A 22493-nucleotide genomic window follows, 5' to 3' on the forward strand; every position below is an offset into this window, starting at 1 on the left:
CAAGATTGGCCCCTCACCTCGGTCCTCTCTCCCACAGGGACTAGCTTTGCGTCGCCCGGAGGGGAGAGGAGGAAAAGCGTCGGCGCTACGGATCTCTCACTCATGCCGTAACAGCTCCCTCTCCCCTCCGGGGAGAGAGCCTGCCCCGGACTTGATCCGGGGGCTGGGGTGAGGGGCTGCGCTTGCCTCGAACTTCATGGCTGCGCGTGATGTTTCTCCAGATGCTCACGCTGCGCATCAATATCATCGCGAGGTTGGCCCCTCACCTCGATCCTCTCTCCCACAGGGACTAGCTTTGCGTCGCCCGGAGGGGAGAGGAAGAAAAGCGGCGGCGCTGCGGATCTATCAATCGTGTCGTGTTTACTCCCTCTCCCCTCCGGGGAAAGGGCTGGGGTGAGGGGCTGCGCTTGCCTCGAACTGTATGGCTGCAGCGCGATGTTTCTTTAGATGCTCACGCTACGCATCAATATCGTCGCGAGGTTGGCCCCTCACCTCGATCCTCTCCTCGCTCCTCAAAGCCGAGCACATCCATGTGCTCTCCCCGCGTGCCCCGGAGGGGAGAGGAAGAAAGCCGCGCGCCCCGCAAGGGAAGAAAAGCGCTGCTGTTGCGCGTCAAAAACAATGCCGTTTCCGCCATTCACAACGCACACATTAAAGCAAGCATTCATTCACATAAATGTGCGACTCATATCACATTTTTCGACAACGAATACACATCTAGCCACCTAGCATCCATCACGGATCGACTCACTGCAGGAGCCGGCCACCTATCAGGGGAACGCACGTCACGTGCGTAAAGCATGTGACGCCCGATCGCTAACGTGCTGTTTGCGCTCGCGATGCCAAATAGGAGGGCTTCATGCAGTATCGAATGCTGATTTCGTGTGTCCTTGCAGTTCTGTCGTCTGGTGCAGCATTAATCTTTCTTTATCGCCACGCCGAGTCGATTGGACTCGTGGATCACCCTAGTGGACGAAAGCGGCATATCGGTGACGTTCCCTTAATCGGCGGATTAGGCGCTTTTTTCGGCGTGGTCGTCGGCGTCTGCTTTGCGGGGCCAACGCCTTCGTTTGTGAGTGCCGTGCTCGGCACCGCGGCGGTGCTGGTCCTGGTCGGCGCGCTGGATGATCGTTTCAACCTCAGCGTGCGCACGCGGCTGACGGTGCAGGCCCTCGCCGTACTGACCGTGGTGTATTGCACGGGCGTGTATATCCACACGCTGGGGCATATGTTCGGTTACGAGTTCGAGCTGGGTGGGTTAGGCATGCCACTCACGCTGATCGCCGTGATCGGCCTGCTGAATGCCTTCAATATGATGGACGGCATCGATGGGCTGGCCGGCATGCTGGCCCTGGTGAGTATCGGTGCGATCAACATATTCCAGGGTTTTTCGCAGTGGCATAGCGTGATCCTGTTGCTGTGGCTCGCGGCCGCCTTGCTGCCCGATCTCGCCGCCAATCTGGGATTGGCCAAGCACAAGGTTTTCCTGGGCGACGCCGGCAGCATGGTGCTCGGCTATTTCCTCGCCTGGACACTGATCCAGCTTAGCCAGCAACCGCATCCGCACCTGTCGACCGTTGACGTATTGTGGTGCGTCGCCCTGCCGGTGCTCGATACGCTGGCGGTGATGGTGCGGCGCATGCGCGAAGGCAAATCGCCGTTCAAGCCGGACCGCGGACATATTCATCACATCATGATGGATGCGGGATTCGGGCCGCATACCACGCTGGTTGCGTTGGTCGGACTGGCGATTGGCCTGGTTTTCATGGGCACGCTGACCCGCCGGCTGGCCGCCGGCAGCAACCTGATGGCGTTCACGGCGCTGACCATCATTTATATCGCCATCGTCGGACGCATACGGCGTGCCCAGGTGGCGCGCAAATCACGCGGGACGATGCCTGCGACGGCTTCACCGCACCGATCGCTACATGTTGCTGGCGTGTCGATGCGTCCGCACGCAGGCGAACCCAGCATGCGGTGGAAACGCCACCGTATCAGGTAACTCGATGAAACCACCCGTCACATGGCAAGCAGCCGTTGGGAGTTATCCAGGCATGCGCACGACCCACAGCCACAACCGAGTTCCAGTCAGCGTGGTGGTGCCGTGCTTCCGCTGCGCGGACACGATCGGTAGCGCGGTGGCGTCGATCGCCGCGCAAAGCGCATGGCCGATGGAAGTGTTGCTGGTGGACGACGGCAGCAACGACGGTACGCTGGAACGCCTGTACGAGGTGGCGAGCCGTTATCCGCCAGGATGGGTCCGGGTGCTGACGATGTCCTGCAACAGCGGGCCGTCGGCGGCGCGCAATCTGGGCTGGGAGAACGCGACCCAGCCATGGATCGCTTTTCTGGATGCCGATGACACCTGGCATCCGTGGAAACTGCAATTGCAGATGGATGCCGTCGCCGCTGATCGGGTAATCGCCTTGATTGCGCACGAGATGAACGTGCAGACGCGCGATGAGCCGCCTCCGGCGATTCACCATCCGCTGCGGGTGCGGGTGTTTCCACCGCATTTGTTGATGCTGCGCAGCCCGTTTCCGACCGCGTCGATCATGCTGCGCCGCGACCTGCCCTTCCGTTTCGATGAAACACGCCGGCGTGCCGAGGATTTTCTGCTGTGGGCGCAGATCCTGCTCTCCGGCTATCGCTGCGCAAAAATCAACCAGGTTTTGGCGTCATGGCACAAGGCGCCGTTCGGGGCGGGCGGCCTCAGCGGCGACCTTGTTGCCATGTTCCAGGCGGCGAACGATGTGCGCCGGGCCCTGCATGAGCAGGGCCTGCTGAGCAGTTCGCAGATGCACCTGGCCAACGCCATGGGGGTGATTCGTTATGCACGGCGGTGCCTGCTGACTTTCGAGCGTCGCCAGGTCGCCCAATTCCAGGCAAAGCGCAGCACCTAGGCCGCGCAATCTTATGAATACGCATTCCCCCAACCCGCCTTACGTCGATTTCGTCGGCCCGTCCAACATCACGTCGAACGCACGCATCATGCTGAGCCTGATCCTGATCGGCGCGGCCTGCGTGTTTGCCGACCTGCTGGTGGGCACGCGCAGCATCGACGTGGGCACGGATACCTATGTGTATGCGGAATTCTTCCGGACCTTGCATGGCGGTTCGCCGGAAACCCGCTTCGAACCGGGATTCCTGCTGGTGACACGCGTGCTCAGCGTCATCGGCTTCAGCGTCGAGGCCTATCAGATGGTGTTGTTCGGCATTTTGCTGGCGACCGCCATCGTCGCCGTGCGGCATTACTTCGACTATCTGGGTGCCAGGCATGGGCTGATGACCTTGCTGACGGCGAGCCTGATGTTCCTGCTGTTTTCGCCGATGTTCGTCAACGCGTCGATCAATGCGGTACGCCAGGGACTTGCCGCGCTGTTGGTGTTCACCGCCCTGCTCGCCTTTCAGCAGCGCCAGTGGCGGACCTTCTTTATCTATGGCGTGCTGGCGACCAGCTTCCACTATTCGTCCTTGATGTACCTGGTGTTCGCGCCGCTGCTGCTCAATCTCAAGCTGTTGCGGGTGATCGCGGTGGTGGCGTTCCTGGCCTACGTCGCCGGCCTGACCATGATCGTGGTGCGCACCGCCTCGCCGTTTATCTACAACACGGTGATGGATTACAGCTTGAGCTCGAAGTATCGCTCGGGCGTGCGTATCGATTTCGCCGTGTTTTCGATCTTCTGGTACGCGCTGCCGTTCATCATGGCGCCGATGGTGCGCAAACCGATCCGCTCCCGCATCAACGACAGTACGGCGGTTTATCTGGTGATGCTGTTGCCATTCTTCGCGGTGGGCTGGGGCAATTTCTCCAATCGCTATCTGCTGCCGGCTTATCTCGCCATCTCACTGATGGTGGCTGCCATCTTTTGCTTCAACCGCCTTTCCATTCTGCGTAACCCCATCCTGCTCCGCGCGGGGCTGATCTTTTCCTGCGCGGCCTTTTACTACTACGTCACCCATCAGGTGGTCGTATGAATGCGTCGCTCGAACAGCGCTCGAATGCGTCCGTGCAAGCCAGCCCGGACCGGCGGATCCAGATCAATACCTCGCCCAATGCGGGCGAGGTGGATTTTTCACCGCTAGGGGATCACCGCGACGACCTGGGCCAGGATTTTGCCGCGCTCGACCTGGTGTCGGTGGCCGATCTGCTGCGCAACGGTTTCGTCTATCCGCCGCATTCGATTTACCGGGACGTGAAGATCGCCGCCACCGGCTTCGATCCGCAGCAGGATATGTATGAACATCCGCGCTTCCACTTCGCTTTTCAGGCGGAATTGGCGCACTCGCGCCCACCGGCGGACGCGATCAGCGATGACGAATTGCTGGCCATCTACAACCAGCTGCTGTGCGACTCGGTCAAGCGCGCCACGGCCGGCATCCACTCGCCCTGGCTGTTGCAAAGCGGCGGCAAGGATTCCACCACCATGGCGATCGCGCTGGCCCAGGTGCGGCCGGAGACGCAGTGCCTTACCTATCTGGGCGGTAATGAAGAGGACGAAGTGGCGTCGGCGCAATTGGTCGCGCGCGAGCTCGGCTTGCGCCATCAGGCCCTGGTCTGCGATCCGGGCCGCGCCTACGACCGTTACCTGGCGATGGTGCCGCGCACGCCGCTGCTGACCGCGGATTTCGCGGCGCTTTCCTACGTCGACCTGGCGACCGAGATTTATCAGAACGGCGGCGACGGGATTATCGATGCGCTGGGTTCCGATCAGTATTTCGGCGTGCCGCTGCATCGCCAGGACCGTATCCTGGCGATCCTGGCGCGTGGATTGCGGGTACCGAAGAGCGTCTTCAACTCGCGCCTGGTGAGCCGCAGCTTCAGGCTGTGCTTTGCGCTGGCCACCTTGCAGATGCATGAGTTCGAGCGTTATTTCCCCGGCTCGCGCTTCAGCGACACGGAAGTGGATGAGCTGTTCGGCCAGCAGGTCGCCGCGCAGTCGCGGAAGCGGATGGAGACGTTCCGTTCGGATATCTCGGCCGCGGCGTCGGCCGAGGCAGTGCGCCGGATCTCGCTGGTGGTCGGGGAATCGGCCCATCTGGCCAAGGGCATGTATGCAGCCAAGGCGATGTCGTTGCGCCTGGTCTATCCGTTCGCCGATCCGCGCCTGCGCGACTGGATATTCAATGATGTGCCCAATGATCGCCTGATCGGCCCGGGCGGAGTCAACAAGGTGCTGATGCGCAACTACATCGCACAGCACTTCGAGCAGCTGCCTTATGTGATGTCCAAGGGCTGCTTCCGTTTCGACCTTCGCGGGCTGGCCCGCCAACGCTTTGAACAGGTGCATGCGTTTGCCATGCAGACACGGGCGCTGCTGCCTGGCGCGCCGCGCTGGCTGGAAGCACACCACAGCCGGCTGGACAACAAATACTTTGCTTCCAAGTTCTATCTGCTGGCCATGACGCTGCCGTGGCTGCTTAGCCGCATGCATCCAGGTGCGGCGGCGGCGGTTACACCTGACGTGAGTGCCGTGTCTTGACCCTTCATCGGCAACCGTCGATACAAACGCTACGCTGCCGACGCAGCGAGCGAGGTCGATGTATCGATGGCGGCATCACCGCTGGCCGCGACGTAACTGGCGCATGTGCCGGCGTCGCGGCCCAAAAAGTTTCATGGCTATCTTTACCGTTCGATGCCACGCCCCGCCCTAGGTGATCGTTATGATTCCCGCCACGCTTTCAAAAACAACGCAAAACCCCAGCACACGCTCGCGGATCCAGGTCAGCACGTCACCGTATCAGGATGAAGTGGATTTTTCGGCACTGGAAGGACTTGAGCGCGCGAAGACGCCCTTGGACCTGGTATCGATTGCCGATCTGCTGCGCAACACCTTCGTCTATCCGCCACACTCGATCTACAAAGATGTGAAGGTCGTCGCCTCCGGCTTTGATCCACGCCAGGACATGCATGACCACCCACGTTTCCACTATCCGTTTCAGTCGGCCCTGGCACAGCCGCGGCCTTCCACCCGTTCGGTCGACAGCGATGAGCTGTTGAGCACGTATCACGAACTGCTTTGCGATGCGGTCGCACGCTCCACCGAGGAGATGCGCTCACCGTGGCTGCTGCAAAGCGGCGGCAAGGACTCCACCTCGATGGCGATTGCGGTGGCCGATGCGCGTCCGCAGACCACCTGCCTGACTTACCTGGGCGGCAACGAGGAAAACGAAGTGGCTTCGGCGCGCTTCGTCGCGCAGCAACTGGGTCTTCGGCATGAAGCGCTGGAGTGCGATCCCGGGCGTGCCTACGATCGCTATCTGGCCATGCTGCCGCGCATGCCGCTGCTGACGGCGGATTTCGCGGTCTTGTCGTATGCCGATCTGGCCACGGAAATCAGCCGGAACGGCGGCGACGGCATTATTGATGCACTGGGCTCGGATCAGTACTTCGGGGTGCCGCTGCATAGCCGGCAACGCGTACTGAGCATGCTTGCGCGCCGACTCAAGCTGCCGCAGAAGGTGTTCGAATCACCACTGGTGCGGGGCAATTTCAAGCTGTGCTTTGCCCTTTCCACGCTGCAGATGAACGAGTTCGAGCGTTATTTCCCGGGTTCGCGCTTCAGCGATACGGAAGTGGATGCGCTGTTCGGCTGGTCGATCTCCGAATGCTCGCGCAAGCGCATGGAGACGTATCACGCCGATATTGCCGCGGCCGATTCGGCCGAAGCGGTGCGGCGCATTTCCATCATCATCGCGGAATCCGCCGCGCTGGCGAAAGGCATGTACGCAAGCAACGCGATGTCCTTGCGCCTGGTCTACCCCTATTGTGATGAGCGCCTGCGCGACTGGATTTTCCATCACGTTCCCGATGAACAGCTGATTGGCTCCGGCGGCGTCAACAAGGTATTGATGCGCAATTACATCGCGCAGCACTTCAGGCAATTGCCGTATGTCCAGGCGAAGGGATCGTTCCGCTTTGATTTGTGCGGACTGGCCCGCCGGCGCTTCGACCAGGTCCATGCGTTTGCCTCGCAGATGCAAGGGGTGCTGCCGGGCGCGCCACTTTGGCTGGAGACCCATCGTAAGCGACTGGACAACAAATACTTCGCGTCGAAGTTCTACTTGCTGGCTATCACCCTGCCCTGGCTGATCAGTCGCAGCCGCTCGACGCCACGGGCAGCCTGAGCGTAGTGCCGGCCATGACGAAACCATCCGCCGCCAGCCGCACGTTTACCGCGCGCCGCGACTTTCTGCGCCGCTCGTTGTGGCTGGCCTTGCTGCCGATATGGCCCGCTGCCGCGCGTGCATGGTTTGCGCAGGTGATGCCCGGCGCCGGTGGCCCGGTAATCAATGTGCGCGACAAGGGCGCCAAGGGTGATGGTTCGCATGACGACACCGCCGCCATCCAGGCGGCCATCGATGCACTGCCGGCCAGCGGCGGCACCGTCACGATACCGTCGGGCACTTACATGATCGATGCGACCCGCGCGATCAACCTGCGCTCGAACATGCTGCTGCAGATGGCGCCTGATGCGCAGCTCACCGCCATCCCCAATAACTTGCAGCGCTATCACGTAATCAAGGTGTGGCAGGTCAGCAATGTGCGCATTACCGGCGGACGCATCGTCGGGGAGCGCAACGGTCATCTTGGCGCCGGTGGCGAATGGGGTTACGGCCTGAATATCGAAGCGTCCAACCAAGTCAGCGTCAGCGACATGCATATCTCCGATTGCTGGGGCGACGGCATCTGGGTGGGTGCGCTTGGGCCGAATTTTCACGCTGTGCCCGCCACCCAGGTGATGATCGATCGGGTGGTCTCCACCAACAACCGCCGCCAGGGCATGTCGATCGGTCCGGTCGACGGCGTCGTCGTCACCAACTCCACTTTCAGCAATACCAATGGCACCAAGCCCGAAGCGGGTATCGACATTGAACCGCAGGCGCAGGGTCCGGCGCGCAACATCACCATTGACCACTGCGTCATCAGCAGCAATCACGGCACCGGCATGGAAATGCACGACAACGTGGCCGGCGTGGTCGTGAAGAACTGCACCATTCAAGGCAATGCCGGCTACGGCGTGATGACCGTCGGCACGGCGCAAGTCACCGTGGCGAACAATGTCATCAGCAGCAACGGTTTGACCGGCGTGACCATTGCGGGCGCCACCGACGGTGCGCAGGTGACCGGCAACAAGCTGATCGGCAACAGCGCGCGCTTTTTCCACCGCGTTGCCTCGATGTTTTCGTCGAAGAGCACAGATGAAGAAAATCGCGAACTGCGGGTAGACGACTCCACCCGTGGCGTGACGGTTTCCGGCAACACGTTCTCGTCTTAGCGACGTAAACACGAAACGCGACGCATCGCTCAGGAATGAGGTCGATGAAATTCGTCTTTTTCGCCAACACTGACTGGTATTTGTACAACTTTCGTCTATCCACCGCGCGCCGCCTGCAGGCCGAGGGGCACGAAGTGGTGATGTTGTCGCCACCGGGTGAATTCGGTGCGCGCTTTGCCAGCCAAGGTTTTCGCTGGATCAGCCTGGGCATGGACCGTGCCAGTCTCAACCCGCTGCGCGAATTGCTGACGGTGCATGCGCTGGTGCGCGTACTGGCCGAAGAGCGCCCCGATGTGCTGCACAACTTCACTCTGAAATGCGCCGTGTATGGCGCGCTCGCGGCGCGCCTGGCCCACATATTGGCCACGGTGAATGCGGTCGCCGGCCTGGGTTTCGTATTTACCAGCGACAGCGCGAAGGCACGTGTTCTGCGCCCGTTATTGAAGCTGATGTTGCGGGCGACGCTGGGGAGCAAACGCTCGCTGCTGATCCTGCAGAATCCCGACGATGCCTCGGCTTTCCTCGATGCCAGACTGATCGGCGCGGAGAAAATCCGAGTCATTCGCAGCTCCGGCGTCAACACAGCCCGGTTTCATCCGGTGTACCGACATGAGCAGAATGAACACGGCCGCCTGCGCGTACTGATGGCGTCGAGGTTGTTGTGGGAAAAGGGCGTCAAGGAATTCGTCGATGCGTCGTCGTTACTGCATGCGGCGGGGCGGGATATCGAATTCGTGATCGCCGGCACGCCTGACTCCGGTAACCCGCATGCGGTGGCCGCCGCAGAAATGCAGAACTGGACGGATGCCGGATTGGTGCGCTGGCTGGGTCATGTCGACGACATGCCTGCCCTGCTCAACAGCGTCGACGTGATGGTGCTGCCCAGCTATTACCGCGAAGGGGTTCCGAAATGCCTGATCGAAGGCGCGGCATGCGGGCTTGCCTTGATAACCACCGATCGGCCCGGTTGCCGCGAAGTGGTGTCGCAGGATGGCATCGATGGCTTACGCGTAGAAGTTCGCAACGCGCGTGACCTCGCTGAAAAAATCACGCGGCTCGACGACGACCGCGAACTTCTTTCGAAATTGGGACTGCGTGCACGACAAAAAGCGCTGGCCCATTTTGACGAGCGCCGGGTGATTCAGCAGACGCTCGATGTCTATGACGAGCTGCTTTACCCGGGTGCGTTGAAGCATGCACCAGAAGCCCCTGCCTCACGTGCAAGAAGGACTGTCATTTCGCAATGAGTGACCATCATTTGGACGGCTAGACGTCCAGATTGAAATCCACAGCGCACACAATTCTGCAAAAACAGAGGCAAATTCCCGGCAATTTACGGGCGATTCACGTTTTTCCGCAAAATTTCGCGAAACCACGCATCATGACCATGAGTGTGCGCTGCGTCACATTTTCGGCCTTGCGGCATCACGGAAAAATGAGAGAACGTAGCCGCCGTTTTGACGCAGCTATGAGGCCATCGAGAACGTAATGCTAAAAAAAGCGCTGAAGCCCACCGCACGGACTGACAAAGTGGCTACTTCCAACGCTATACGGAAATTTAATACTAACCTGAACACGAGCCCAAAAAAATATCTGGCGATCGCTGGAGCGGCTCTAGCGCTATCCGCGGTGGCCTTACCGGCCTCGGCAACGAATTGGTGGAACCCCGCGCCGACGATTACGGTCGGTCCCACCACGCTGAATGTGCAGAACTTTGGAGCCATCGGCAATGGCTCGACCGATGATACGGCTGCTTTCAACGCCGCTATCAATGCCCTGCCCTCCGGCGGCGGCACCATCGTGGTGCCGAACGGCACGTACATGATCAACGGCCTGACCGGTATTTCGATGAAGTCGAACACGCGACTGTCGCTGCAGGGCAATGCTTCGATCAACGAAATCGCGAACAGCTCCGAGCGCAGCTCGATCCTGAAAATCTACAACGTGAACAACGTTGAAGTCCTGGGTGGTCACTTCGTCGGCGAACGCGTCAACCACCAGGGCACGGCGGGTGAGTGGGGCTACGGCATCGATATCGAAGGCTCCAGCACCATCTACGTGCACGATCTCGCCGTTTCGAACTGCTTCGGCGACGGCGTGCTGGTCAGCGCGACCGGCAGCGGCAGCACGGCGGTGTTGTCGTCGGGCGTAACGATCAATCGCGTGCAATCCAGCAATAACCGCCGCCAGGGCATGACGGTCGGCCCGGTCAATGAGCTTTACGTGGTCAACAGCAGCTTCACCGGCTCCAACGGTGTGGCGCCGCAGGCGGGCATCGATATCGAGCCGCAGACGCAGGGCAACGTCACGAACGTGCGCATCGAAGACTCGACGCTGTCCAACAACGTCGGCAACGGCCTGGAAATGCACGCCAATGTCAGCGGTGTGGTACTGACCGGCACTACCGCCGAGAACAACCAGGGCTTTGGTGTGTTCGACGGTCAGGCGGACAACGTCCAGATCACCAGCAACAACATTACCCAGAACTACCTGTTCGGGGTGGACATCGCGACCGATACCAACGCCGTCCAGATCACCGACAACACCATCACCTACAACTACGATCTGTGGTTCTACGACAACAACGAATCCATCTTCACCGAAGGCTGGGATCCGCGTGACATCAGTATCGAAAGCGGGGCCACCAACATCACGGTGACCGGCAATACGATTTCACCGCAGCGCTGATGTTTCATGAACGAGTCACTGCCGTGGTGACCCGTTGATGGAAGCAGTAAGGGCGAGCGTCAAACGCTCGCCCTTTTTATATCGACCTTTTCACGGCTGCTTGCTGAAACCATCGCCGTTTGCATGGTAGTGGCGTACGCCGGCGTACAAGGAGAGCAGCAAGGTCGCTTCGCCGATCACCGTGGCCATTGCCGCGCCCATTTCGTGGTAGCCGGGAATCAGCACCGCGTTGAGCACGACGGCAACCAGGGCGCTCATGCCCATGGCGAAGACGCGATAGCGCATATGCCGCTCATTGAGCAAGGCGGAGCCGACGCCAGTGGTCAGGAAGCGCAGCGGCACACATAGCGCCAACACCGCCAGCAGCTTGACCACCGGACGATATTTTTCACCGAAAAGTATCGGCACCAGCCACGGCGCCACCCCGGTCAACGCCAGGCCGACCAGGATCCCGGAAACCAGCATGGCGATATTGCCGTGCCGGTACACCAGCCAGAATTTGTGCTGGTCGTGCGCGGCCCAGCGATGCAATTTCGACAGCAGGAATTTCTGGTAAAGCGTGGAAGGAATCAGGTAGATCGCCGTCATGATACCCAGCGCGATCCCGAAAATACCTGCCTGCGCATTGCCGTTGAGGTATTTCAGCAGCACGGTGCTGATCTGGTAAAAAATCGGATACAGCGCCGCCTCAAGTCCGTAGGCCCAGGATTGCGAGAGCAGATAACCCACCCCGGGAGCGGCCTGCATGAGCGGCGCATCGGGACGTGGCCCATGCCCATGCAGCGCGATGCCGCCGCGTAGCATGGCCAGCAGTCGCGGCACGGCCAGCACGGCCACGACGCAGGAAATCAAGCCAAATCCTGCCGCGACGAATTGCCCGGACAGCGATGGAATCAGCAACAGCAACACCGCCACCAGGACGCGGCTGCCCGGCGTGGTCAATTGCCACAAGGCCAATGCCTGATGTCGTTCTTCCAGACGCAATTGGCTGCCGATCAGGTTCACCGCCAGCAAGCCGAGCACAACCGGCAATAGCAGCAGCAACATCGGCCTGGCGTCGGCCGGTGCACCGGCCAAGGCCCAGACGACGATGGTCAACATGGTCAGCAGCGTGCTGGCCGTGACGAAACGCAAGGAAGGGCGCAGCCATCGATTGGCGCCCCACCCTTCCACGCCATAGGCCTGCAGCCAGTATTGCGGCAAGCCAAAGCCTGCCAGTGGCGAAAGCATGGTCACCGTGGCGAGCGACGAGGCAAACAGGCCGAACTCGGTGGGCCCCATTTCGCGGGCCAGCAAGGCCTGCGTGACAAAGGCGAGCAAGGCACCGACGGCAGTGGCGATCCACAGCATGGACACCGCGCCGAGCGCGCGACGCACACTCTGCGACGAATACGCGTCCACGCGCACCTCGTCCGCGGTGGCCGGATAGGCGCGCCTCACCATGCCGCATCCCGTGCGACCGGCAGCCAAGTCACTACTGCCGGCCGCCCGCCAGATAGCGCAGCGCTACACCTCGGTAGGTGCATAAGCGGTATAGGCATAGGCGTAATAGCCGGCACTGCGCTTTTCAACCAGATTGAAGATGGCGCCTTTGAGAAGCACGCCGCTTTGCTCAAGCCGCTGTTTGGCCAAGGCGATCTCGCGCCCCTGGCTGATACCGAAGCGCACCACCATCAGGCTGGTGCCGACGTAGTGACCGATCACGGCGGCATCCGTCACGGCAAGAATCGGCGGCGTATCGATGATGATCAGGTCGAACTGCGGTTTCAGTATCTCCAGCAAGGTGCCGAAGTTGGAATGCATCAGCAGTTCCGACGGATTCGGCGGGATATTTCCGCGCGGCATGAAGAACAACTCGCTCATGCCGTCCACGGCTCGAATGGTCTGGATGATGCTATCGGTCTCACCAGCGATCGCCTCGGACAGGCCATCTTCGGCATCGACGCCGATCGCCTTGTGCAGCAGGCCCTTGCGCATGTCGGCATCGATCAGCAGCACGCGCTGCCCGGCCTGCGCCATGACCACGGCGAGGTTCGCTGCGACGAAGCTCTTGCCCGCTTCCGGGCTGGGGCTGGAAATCATCAGCACATTGTTTTTGCCGCCCAGCTGCGCGAAGTGCAGACTGGTGCGCAGGCTGCGCAAGGCTTCGGTCGCCATGTCACCCGGTGCGTTCAGGGCCAGCAGCCGCTGACGGCCCCTGGAGCTGAAGTGATGACGCAGGCCGACGCTGCTCTTGCGCTGCATGTCGCTCAACGGAATCGACACGTACACCGGCAGACCCAGGCGCTCGATCGCTTCCGGATCTTCCACGCCACGACTCAGCAATTGGCGCAGGAAAATAAACCCCAGGGCGAAGATCACACCAAGCACCATGCCACCCGGAATCACCCAGATCGGACGCGGCCACCACGGCTTGGCAAGATTGACTGCCGGATGATCGATCACGCGCACGTTGCCGATCGAACCGGCACGCGCGATATCCAATTGCTGTTCCTGATTGAGCAGGCTGGTGTAGGTCTGATCGCTGACCGTGACATCGCGGGTCAGCTTGAGCAGTTGCTGCTGGGTGTTGGGCAGATGGCCAATCTGCGCTTGCAGCGCGCCCTTCTCGCTCTCCAACTGACCGATCTGTTGTTGCAGGGTGCGGTATTCGGGATGCTCGGGCGTAAAACGATGTTCCACATCTGACATCTGCATGCGCAGCTGCTGCAGGTTGCTATCAATCGACACACCCTCATCCAGCATCGACTGCGTCTGCATGCTCAGATCGGCGGTGTGCGTGTGCAGCTGGAAGGTATTCAAGGCCTGGCTTGCATGTTCCAGCTCCTGCTTGACCCTGGGTAGCTCCTGTTGCACGAACTTGAGACTGTTCGCCGCTTCGGCGGCGCTGCGTTCCACATTCTGGTGCACGTAAAGGCCGGTCACCTGGTCGAGCAATTGCGTGGCAAGCACCGGATCCTTGTTGTTGTAGGTGAGCTGGATGATGCCGGAGTCCTTGCCAAGCTCACTGATTTGGATATCTTTTTGCAATTGCGCGATCGTATCCATATGCGTACGACGGATAACCTGGAAGCGCGTGCCGGGATTGCCTCGCAGCGTGCTCACCAGGATCGTGACGCCGTTGCCCGTCACGGACTTTCCGGCCTGACCGCTCAGCAGCGGATTGCCGTCCATGTCCTGCAGGGTGTAGGTGCCGTGCTCGCCGGCGACCAGTTGCAATTTCTCATCAAGCAGACCCGCGGGCACTTTAAGTACGGATATGCTCAGCTCCGAACCGCCCCAGTCATAACGCTCAAGGCCCGGAATCAGTGGCGGCGCGACCGTGCCAGGGTTTTGCTGGGTAAACCAGCGTGACAGGAAGCCGCCGACCACCGGGAAGTGTTTGGGCGTGCTTTCAATGTCCATGTTCAGGTTTTCCACCGCCGGCCCGATGATCGCGCGAGAACCCAGGACCTGGATTTCGGTGACGGCCTCCGAGTTGGAAATACCCAGCGTGTCGGTCAGATCGTTCAGGCCCGGCAGCGTCGGCGTTTTTTGCTCTACCTGGACCGATGCGCTGGCCTGATAGACCGGTGTCGCGATTAACGAATACAAGATGCTGATGATCAGGAAAACGAAGGTAATCCCGACAATCAACCATTTGTGATCGGCGACGGTGCCGAACAAAGCACGCAGATCGATATCATCGTCGTGCATGGAGAAGGACTGCTTGGTAGTCATGGGGCCGCTCCAATTGACTCATTCGAGGTAACGCAGCCAGCTGCTCACCCCGCGTTCGATCAACGCATAGGCGTCTTCGAATACCCTCCGCGACTTGCGGTAAGGGTCGGGTACATCGCTGTCGTCGTGCCATTTATCGAGCAGAAACAATTTGCCGCTGGCTTCAGGCGCCAGTTGCGAAGCCGCATTCAGGTGCCTGCGTTCCATCGCAAGCACCAGGTCGGCTTCACGCAACATCTCTGGCTCAAGCTGGCGCGCACGATGCGTGGCGGCATCGATCCCGTGCTCACGCAGGATCTCCATCGCATGATCGTCCATGGGGCGGCCAATCAGTGCCCGCAAACCGGCACTGCTGACATGGACATTATTGCGATGGCCCAACTCTTGGCGAAAAAGAAACTCTGCCGTTGGACTACGACAGATATTACCAATGCAAACAACAAGAACATGCTTGAACACGTTACAGAGGCACTCCCGCCGTTCTTTATGGAAAAAATGGAAGCACCCCTGCTGCCTCGCTGATGATTTGACGTTTAAGTAGTTGAACAGTTCTCCACGCCTAACTAATCAGCCCGCATGCCTCACGCGAGTCCGTTTATAAGTCTTTTTATGTCAAGTTGACATGCATTTTTCGCGGATGAAAGTGCAAAAAAATGTTTGAGTTAACTTTGTGACGAAAATAGCGCGGTAGCGGCAATGGTTCATTTACGCGTTATTGACAGTCTTATCGAGTTTAATGAAATGCAGAAATATTGAGTTTTTTGTTGTACTCCAGCGCTTCACCGCCCAAGGCGCTCCCTCTGGCTACACCACCGCAGTGGAGTGCATATGAAATCGTCGCTTGGTTTGCCAGCAGTACTCGTCGTTCTGCTCGTGCAGGGCTGCGCAATCGTTCCGGGACAGCATATGTCGGAAAGCGCGTTGTCGAATCCGGACAAAGGACGCGTTCAGCTTGTGCAGATCACGCCTCAATGGATCATGGCCAACGAACCGCAGGAAACCGCGCAGACGGTTGCGCCGGAGCTGCTTAACTATCAGCCGCAGCAGTATCACATCGGCGCCGGCGACACGCTCTACATTACGGTGTGGGATCACCCGGAACTGACCGCGCCGGCTGGCGCACAGCAACAGGCTGCCGCCAATAGCCGCCTGGTGCGCTCAGACGGCACCTTGTTTTATCCGTATGTCGGGGTGATCAAGGCGGAGGGCATGACGGTTGATCAGCTGCGCGACGCGATCGCGCAGAAGCTCACCGTGTATGTGAAAAACCCGCAGGTGGATGTCAGCGTGATCAGTTATGGCAGCCAGCTCGTTTCGTTCAGCGGCGCTTTCACCAAAACCGACCCGCAACAGATCACCTCGATCCCCCTGACACTGGGACAGGCGCTTGGCTCGGCGACCATCGACATCACGCATGCGGATCTGTCCAATCTGATCCTGACGCGCGATGGGATGTCCTATCACATCAATCTCAACAAGATCAGCAAGGCCACCGAGCAGAGCATTTATCTGAAACCCGGCGATCGGATCTATCTGCCGTATAACGACAACAAGGAAATCTATGTGATGGGCGAAGTGGTGCGCCCTGCCGCCATCACCTTCACCACCGACGACCTGAGTCTCACCCAGGCCCTTGGCCGCTCCGGCGGATTGAATCCGGTCACCGCCAGCGGCAAATCGGTATACGTGATACGTGGCGTGAAAGACCTGGCCAAGGAACCCGCCACCGTCTATCACTTGAATGCCCGCTCACCTGCCGCGTTCGCCCTGGCCGACAATTTCCGGGTGGAACCGGGCGATGTGGTGTTTGTGGGTCCAGCCGCGATTACCGAATGGGGCCGCTTCCTCGGTCAGCTGGTGCCGCTCTCAAGCCTGGTCGGCAACGCAGCGTTCGCCAGAGAGCAGATCAACGCGACACCGTAACGGCCATGACTGCCCTGCTCCAGCAGGGCAGTTGCATCCGGCGCAATGCCCAAGCCAATGCAGCATGATTTTCTCGCGCATTCGCAAGAAAATCGTCTGGCGTGCCTGTATCACGACCCCTTCACTGAAGTTGAACGTCCATCCGCGTGGCAATGGGTAATATTCAAACCATTAATGAAGCTTGCCCATGAAACGCTTTGACGATTCAAGTGCAATAACCTCTTCTGCCGATTTTCAGACACCCGCTGATCAATATCAGGAGTTGTTTGAAGCGGTGCAGCTGCAGCGCGTCTTTGCAGACAGCAAAACCTTTGTCGACTGCGTGCCGCAGGACGATCCCGAACAGATTCTGGCGGACTACCGCAGCCAGCAGTCACGGCCAGGGTTTGATCTTTCGACCTTCGCGCATACGCATTTCGATGTCCCCAGTGTGCACGAGAGCCACTATGTCTCGGTGCCTGGACAGCCCCTGCGCGACCACATCGACGGACTGTGGGAATTCCTCACGCGACAGCCCGATCAGGTTTCGACACTGTGTTCGTTGCTGCCGCTGCCGCGTGAGTATGTCGTGCCGGGTGGCCGATTTGCGGAGCTGTATTACTGGGATTCGTACTTCACCATGCTCGGCCTGGCCGAAAGCGGGCGGCATGACCTGCTGCATGCCATGGCTGACAATTTTGCCTACCTGATCGACAGCTACGGCCATATCCCCAATGGCAACCGCACGTATTATCTCAGCCGCTCGCAGCCGCCGGTGTTCGCGCTGATGGTGGAGCTGTTCGAGCAACACGAGATCTGCAAAGCCATCCGTTACCTGCCGCAACTGCGCAAGGAATACGACTGGTGGATGCAGGGCGCGGCGACACTGCAGCCGGGTGAGGCTTATCGTCATGTGGTGCGCCTCGCCGACGGCACCCTGCTCAACCGCTACTGGGATGCACGCGACACGCCACGCGAGGAAGCCTTCCTGGAAGATGTACTGACCGCCCAGGAAGCAGCACGCTCGCCCGCCGAGGTCTATCGCGATTTGCGCGCAGCCGCCGCATCCGGCTGGGATTTCAGCTCGCGCTGGTGTGACGGCGGCCCGCTGGCCAGTATCCGCACGACCGCGATTGTGCCGGTCGATCTCAACAGCTTTCTGTGGAAGCTGGAACAGCAGATCGCCCTGCTCAGCCGCAAGTCCGGGCTGCTTGAGCAGGCGCAACAGTTCGAGCGGCACGAACAGGCACGCCGCGAAGCCATCGACCGCGTGCTATGGCACGCCGGGCAAGGTGTTTATCTGGATTACGACTGGCAGCGCCGCATGCCGCGCGAGCGGTTGAATGCGGCCGTCAGCACGCCGCTGTATGTCGGCGTGGCCAGCAAACAGCAAGCCAGGCTGGTGGCTGAAAACTTGCGCACGCAGCTGCTGAGTGCCGGCGGCATTGAAGCGACGACCGTGCAGACCGCCCAGCAATGGGACCGGCCCAATGGCTGGGCGCCGCTGCAATGGCTGGCCATCGGCGGCTTGCGCCGCTATGGCCAATGCGATCTATCCGAAGACATCGCGCATCGATGGCTGTGCACGGTCGGCTGCCTTTATCAGCGCGAAAGCAAACTGGTCGAGAAATACGTGCTCGACGCACCGCCGGGTGGCACCGTCGGCGGTGGCGGCGGCGAGTATCCGCTGCAGGACGGTTTCGGCTGGACCAATGGCGTGACCCGCCGGCTACTGCATGAACGGCCGCGCCATGCGGTCAATCACGCGCGCGCTGCGTCGACCTGAGCGGCTAATGCCCCGGCAGCCTGGCGGCGATGTCCTTGGCGATCGCCACGCCTTCCGTGCTGGCAAACAGATACGCGTGCTCCTCGCTGGTGTAGAGATCGGTATCTCCTTCCGCCACCGCGGTCTGTTGCAGATCGCCCGGCCCCGGATGAACCGACCAATGCCCGCGCCAGCGGGCATCGTCGCCTTCGCGAAATTGCGCCGTGGTGATCTCGACCAGCAGATTGGCAACGGGAATGATGCGCATCGCCGGTACACTACACCCTGGCGGCCGGCAGCGTGACATTGGGCGGGGTCTTGACCAGCTCCACCAGGTCGGAACTGAGCTCTTGGGCATGCGTGACGAACAGGCCGTGCGGCGCGTCGTCATAGACCCGGTACACGCTGTCCGGCAAGGCCTTGGCCAGGCGGTCGCCGGTTGCGGCAATCGGCGCAAGGTGATCGTTGCTGCCGTGGACGACCAGGGACGGAATATTGATGATCGCGCGCAACTCTTCGGTGAAGTCGGTTTCGCGACACAGCTGGATGCCGGCCAGCATACCCTCGGTCGAGACATGACGGGTTTGCGCCTGGATCCACCGCTTGGTGGCGTCGCTGACCGCCGGCTCGCCGTCGCCTTCGAACAGCTGATCGGCGAACCAGGATGAAAATTCATAGCGATCGTCCCGGATATCGGCTTCCATTTTTTCGAGAACGGACTCGTCCACGCCATCCGGGTTGGTCGGCGAACGTACCAGCGACGGCGCCACGCCGCTCACCAGCGCCAGCCGGCCGACACGTTGTCCAAGGTGGCGCGCCATGTAGCGGACCACTTCGCCCACTCCCATGGAGTAACCCACCAGGGTGACGTCATTCAGATCGAGGCCCTGCAACAGCAGGGCAAGATCGTCGGCGAAACGGTTGTAGTTATAGCTGCCCTGCGACTGTGACGATTGGCCGAAGCCGCGGCGGTCATAGGTGATCACGCGGCAACCCTTGTCGAGCAAATCGGCCACCTGGTGCTCCCACATGTTGTGGTCAAGCAACCAGCCATTGGTCAACACGACTGGAAAGCCGTATCCGACGTCTTCGTAATAGAGTTCAACGGGGCGGCCAAGCATATCGGTTTCGACTTCTAGCATGCTCATGATGTCATCTCCTTTGCGATACAAGATTGCTCATGAAAGTTTTGCGTCCGGCTCCGGTTCCTTCTCACCCGGCGAGGCCGGCTTCAATGCATCGGGCGTCAGCAGCAGATTCAGGCGCGGATTGGCCAGTTCGATATTCTTTTCGCGGAAACGCTTGACGATGCGCGCATTCATTTCGCGCTGCACGCCCCAGCGTCCGCTGTCGGTGCACTGGATCTGGCCGATCAAGGTGATTCTGAAGCCGTCCATCGAATCGACGCCCCACACCTCGATGTCCTTGAGCATCAGGTTGCAATAGGCCGGATCCTGGCGCATGTCGGCGCCGATGCTTTTCAGCTCGGCAATGGCGCGCTCGATGTCGTTCTCCTGGCTCACGCTCACGTTGACCACGGCATTGCCCAGGCCACGATGGGTGTTGTTGACGGTGGTGACGGAGCTGAAAGGCACGGTGTACAGCGAGCCGTCGCCGCCACGCAGGCGAACGGTGCGCACCGACAGGTTTTCCACCGTGCCGGATACGCCGGCCACGGTGACCCAGTCGCCCACCTGCATGGCGTTTTCCATCAACAGGAAGATGCCGGTGATGAAATCCTGCACCAGCTTCTGCGAGCCGAAGCCAAGCGCCACGCCGACGATGCTTGCGCTGGCCAGCAAGGGTGTGGTGTTGACGCCGATCTCGTTAAGCGCGGTGAGCCCGACGACCAGCACCACGCCGATGAACAGGCCGGTGCGCAGCATCGGCAACAGCGTGCGCAGACGCGCCGCGCGCATGCTGTCGCCGCGCTCCGACCATAGGTCGATGCGCCGTTCAATGCTGATGCTGGACGCCTCCCAAATAAAGATGGCAATGATTGCCGCGACCAGGATCGTAACGATGGCCGACATCAAACCGCGGCCGATCGCACCGCGTGCGAACCAGCCGAACGCGTCCAGGCCCCAGGCCTGGAACAGCACGACCAGCGCACAGATGGTGATCAGCGTCGACACCAGCGACTTCACAAACGGGTAATAGGTTTGCGTCAGGCGTACGCGCACATCAGGCTTGCCATCGGTTGCCGAGGCGTCGGCGTCGAAATGAAAGGCACGGCCAAGCACGCCTTGCAGGAACACGGTCACGATGCGCGCGGCAATCAGGATGACTGCGCTCACGACCATGAAATGGATCAGCTTCGGAAAGCCGTCTTCCACGCCCAGCGCCCATACCATCCATTCCCCCAGGATCAGCACCACGGCGAATGGAACCCAGGCCCGTGCCAGCCAGTTGCGCGTCGCCGCCATCACGCCGGATGCAGCGGGAGCCGCCGCAATGGCCCGCTGCACCGGGCGACGCAGGCGCAGGACCAGCACGACCGCCGTCATATGCACGAACAAGGCCACGCTCTTGATGAAGGCCTCGCGTCCTTGCGGCGTCGCGCCAAGCGTTTGCGCGGCGTCGCCGATCGCGTTGCCAAACACCACCAGCACCACGATGCACCGTCCCCAGCGCTGCAGCACAAGGGCGATGTCCTTCGTCGTCTGCAGAACGCGCATGCCGTTGCTGAGCGGCGAGACAAACAAGCGCAGCGTGGCCATGGTGATGCGCGTGGTGACATAGGCATCGATGAAATCGCTGCACACCGCATGAACCCGCGCGTCGCCGCCGGCCAGCCAGTGCAACAGCATCCCGGCCACCAGCATGAAGATGGCGAGCGGAAACAGATCCATGGCCCAGCTGCCGATGGCATACATCATGCGGCGCAGCGCGTGCACATATCTCGAAGGCTGATGGCGCCTCGCGGCGGTTTGCGCCTGCTCCGACGATGCTTGCGCTGCCTCCCCGGGCGCGGACTTATCGTTGCCGGTGTTTTTGGTGCCGACCGGTACTTCCTCCACCCGCTCGACGCCATTGCGCATGACGGAGACCATGGCCACGTCGTCACGTGACGGGCGCGTACCGGCCAGCACATCGTCCGCCTTGGGCCGGGTGACGGATTGATGCCGTCGTGCGCGGAGCCGTTCATGCCGCGCATCTTCGGCCATGCCTTTCGATTCGGCCCGATCGGCACGCGCCGTCAACCAGCGCAACGGGCGTCTCAGCGCGCGGTGCAAGCCCCATTCGACGATCAGGCCACCAGCGAAACTGCCGAGCAGCGCGGTGGCGACCTGCAGCAACAACTGGCGATTGGTATCGCTGATGCGGCCACCCGAGCGCGCCAACAAAGCGAACAAGCCAAGCAAGGCGGTGCGCAGCTCATCGAGCTGCGCGCCGATGCCGCTCATCCAGCGGTCAATCTGCCGAAGCGTGCGCGCGATCAGTCCATTGGCTTGCAACGGGCTGGCCGCAACCTTGCCTGCCGGCGTCGCCGCCGACTTGGTCGCAGTGGTTGATGCGACGGCCGCCTGCGCGCCCGATGGAGAACCTCCACCAGATGTTGATGCGTGGCCGGACGATGATGGGCATGCCGCCGCAACAGTACTGTCATGCGTCGTCGCAGTGCTCGGCGCTTGCGCATGTGCGATCGCCATGGCCAGAAACAGCGATGTCCCGATGGCACATCCTCTGCATGCGGCCAAAGCGATGACCTTACGCAGCGTCAGCAGGAAATGTCTCAATTCATGGCGCATTCGGCAGTTATCGCCATCTATCGTTGCGCCGATGAGCGTAAAGGTTGTGTTGATTAAAAGTGGTTGGCGATTTTATGTATGAGCGCGAAGTGAACACACAACATGTCGTGCCACATGCCTCGTCAGGCACGTCAAACCCGCTTATTCCTTGCAAGACAGCGCGATTTTCACTTTGCCACATCATTCACTGTACAAATGCTTGATGTATGCGCGCATATCTTTTGCATAAGCCACTCGGCATATCCGGAAGACGTTAGGACGTCACGCGGAAGACTACGAGACGATCTGGATGAATCACGCCAAATCCCTACGCGTGGCGCTGCCACGCGAGCAAGCTGCGCTTCAAAAAAACGGTAGCGGCCTACCTCGAGCGAACGGCACGTCGCC

The 22493-nt window shown here is 60.6% G+C and carries 16 protein-coding genes; 10 read left to right on the forward strand and 6 right to left on the reverse strand.

From position 1 onward, the window contains the following. Window positions 1-1072 precede the first annotated feature (1072 nt). The 8 genes from ISP19_RS06620 (at window position 1073) to ISP19_RS06655 (ending at window position 10967) form a co-directional block, all read left to right on the forward strand. Entirely contained in the window at window positions 1073-2002 is a 930-nt protein-coding gene (locus tag ISP19_RS06620) for an MraY family glycosyltransferase (RefSeq protein ID WP_284385171.1), read from the forward strand. A gap of 52 nt (window positions 2003-2054) precedes the next feature. Further along, complete coding sequence (locus tag ISP19_RS06625; RefSeq protein WP_204680578.1) at window positions 2055-2903, forward strand: glycosyltransferase family 2 protein; 849 nt, start codon at window positions 2055-2057, stop codon at window positions 2901-2903. Between the two features lie 13 nt (window positions 2904-2916). Continuing rightward, window positions 2917-3978 carry an EpsG family protein gene (locus ISP19_RS06630; protein WP_204680579.1) on the forward strand — a complete coding sequence of 354 codons (1062 nt, stop codon included), beginning with the start codon at window positions 2917-2919 and terminating at the stop codon, window positions 3976-3978. Continuing rightward, window positions 3975-5483 (forward strand): asparagine synthase-related protein, encoded by a 1509-nt coding sequence (locus tag ISP19_RS06635; RefSeq protein WP_204680580.1) that lies wholly within the window; start codon window positions 3975-3977, stop codon window positions 5481-5483. Before ISP19_RS06630 ends, ISP19_RS06635 begins: the two co-directional genes overlap by 4 nt. A 181-nt stretch (window positions 5484-5664) precedes the next feature. Next, the gene (locus ISP19_RS06640) at window positions 5665-7128 is read left to right on the forward strand and encodes an asparagine synthase-related protein (RefSeq protein WP_204680581.1); all 1464 of its coding nucleotides are present in this window, start codon (window positions 5665-5667) and stop codon (window positions 7126-7128) included. A gap of 14 nt (window positions 7129-7142) precedes the next feature. Beyond that, entirely contained in the window at window positions 7143-8279 is a 1137-nt protein-coding gene (locus tag ISP19_RS06645; RefSeq protein ID WP_204680582.1) for a right-handed parallel beta-helix repeat-containing protein, read from the forward strand. Window positions 8280-8323: 44 nt separating this feature from the next. After that, window positions 8324-9526, forward strand: a complete 1203-nt coding sequence (locus tag ISP19_RS06650) for a glycosyltransferase family 4 protein (RefSeq protein ID WP_204680583.1) — start codon at window positions 8324-8326, stop codon at window positions 9524-9526. A gap of 382 nt (window positions 9527-9908) precedes the next feature. Further along, window positions 9909-10967 (forward strand): right-handed parallel beta-helix repeat-containing protein, encoded by a 1059-nt coding sequence (locus ISP19_RS06655; RefSeq protein ID WP_204680584.1) that lies wholly within the window; start codon window positions 9909-9911, stop codon window positions 10965-10967. 90 nt (window positions 10968-11057) lie between these two features. Here the strand turns inward: ISP19_RS06655 and ISP19_RS06660 are convergent, their stop codons facing one another. From ISP19_RS06660 to ISP19_RS06670, 3 genes are all read right to left on the reverse strand, one after another. Next, window positions 11058-12410 (reverse strand): lipopolysaccharide biosynthesis protein, encoded by a 1353-nt coding sequence (locus tag ISP19_RS06660; protein WP_204680585.1) that lies wholly within the window; start codon window positions 12408-12410, stop codon window positions 11058-11060. Between the two features lie 63 nt (window positions 12411-12473). Next, window positions 12474-14687, reverse strand: a complete 2214-nt coding sequence (locus tag ISP19_RS06665) for a polysaccharide biosynthesis tyrosine autokinase (protein WP_204680586.1) — start codon at window positions 14685-14687, stop codon at window positions 12474-12476. 18 nt (window positions 14688-14705) lie between these two features. Continuing rightward, window positions 14706-15146 carry a low molecular weight protein-tyrosine-phosphatase gene (locus ISP19_RS06670; RefSeq protein ID WP_204680587.1) on the reverse strand — a complete coding sequence of 147 codons (441 nt, stop codon included), beginning with the start codon at window positions 15144-15146 and terminating at the stop codon, window positions 14706-14708. Window positions 15147-15515: 369 nt separating this feature from the next. Here ISP19_RS06670 and ISP19_RS06675 point away from each other — a divergent pair, with 369 nt between their 5' ends. Both ISP19_RS06675 and treF read left to right on the forward strand, forming a co-directional pair. After that, complete coding sequence (locus ISP19_RS06675; RefSeq protein ID WP_239556606.1) at window positions 15516-16610, forward strand: polysaccharide biosynthesis/export family protein; 1095 nt, start codon at window positions 15516-15518, stop codon at window positions 16608-16610. Window positions 16611-16797: 187 nt separating this feature from the next. Further along, window positions 16798-18375: an alpha,alpha-trehalase TreF gene (gene treF, locus ISP19_RS06680; protein WP_204680588.1), complete on the forward strand. Its 1578-nt coding sequence runs from the start codon at window positions 16798-16800 to the stop codon at window positions 18373-18375. 4 nt (window positions 18376-18379) lie between these two features. Here the strand turns inward: treF and ISP19_RS06685 are convergent, their stop codons facing one another. The 3 genes from ISP19_RS06685 to ISP19_RS06695 are packed head-to-tail and all read right to left on the reverse strand — an operon-like array spanning window position 18380 to window position 22007. Continuing rightward, entirely contained in the window at window positions 18380-18622 is a 243-nt protein-coding gene (locus tag ISP19_RS06685; protein WP_204680589.1) for a hypothetical protein, read from the reverse strand. A 10-nt stretch (window positions 18623-18632) separates the two neighbouring features. Beyond that, complete coding sequence (locus ISP19_RS06690; RefSeq protein WP_204680590.1) at window positions 18633-19502, reverse strand: alpha/beta fold hydrolase; 870 nt, start codon at window positions 19500-19502, stop codon at window positions 18633-18635. A gap of 30 nt (window positions 19503-19532) precedes the next feature. Beyond that, window positions 19533-22007 carry a mechanosensitive ion channel family protein gene (locus ISP19_RS06695; protein ID WP_204680591.1) on the reverse strand — a complete coding sequence of 825 codons (2475 nt, stop codon included), beginning with the start codon at window positions 22005-22007 and terminating at the stop codon, window positions 19533-19535. Window positions 22008-22493 lie beyond the last annotated feature (486 nt).

The organism is Dyella flava (genome assembly GCF_016904955.1).
GTDB lineage: Bacteria > Pseudomonadota > Gammaproteobacteria > Xanthomonadales > Rhodanobacteraceae > Dyella_B > Dyella_B flava.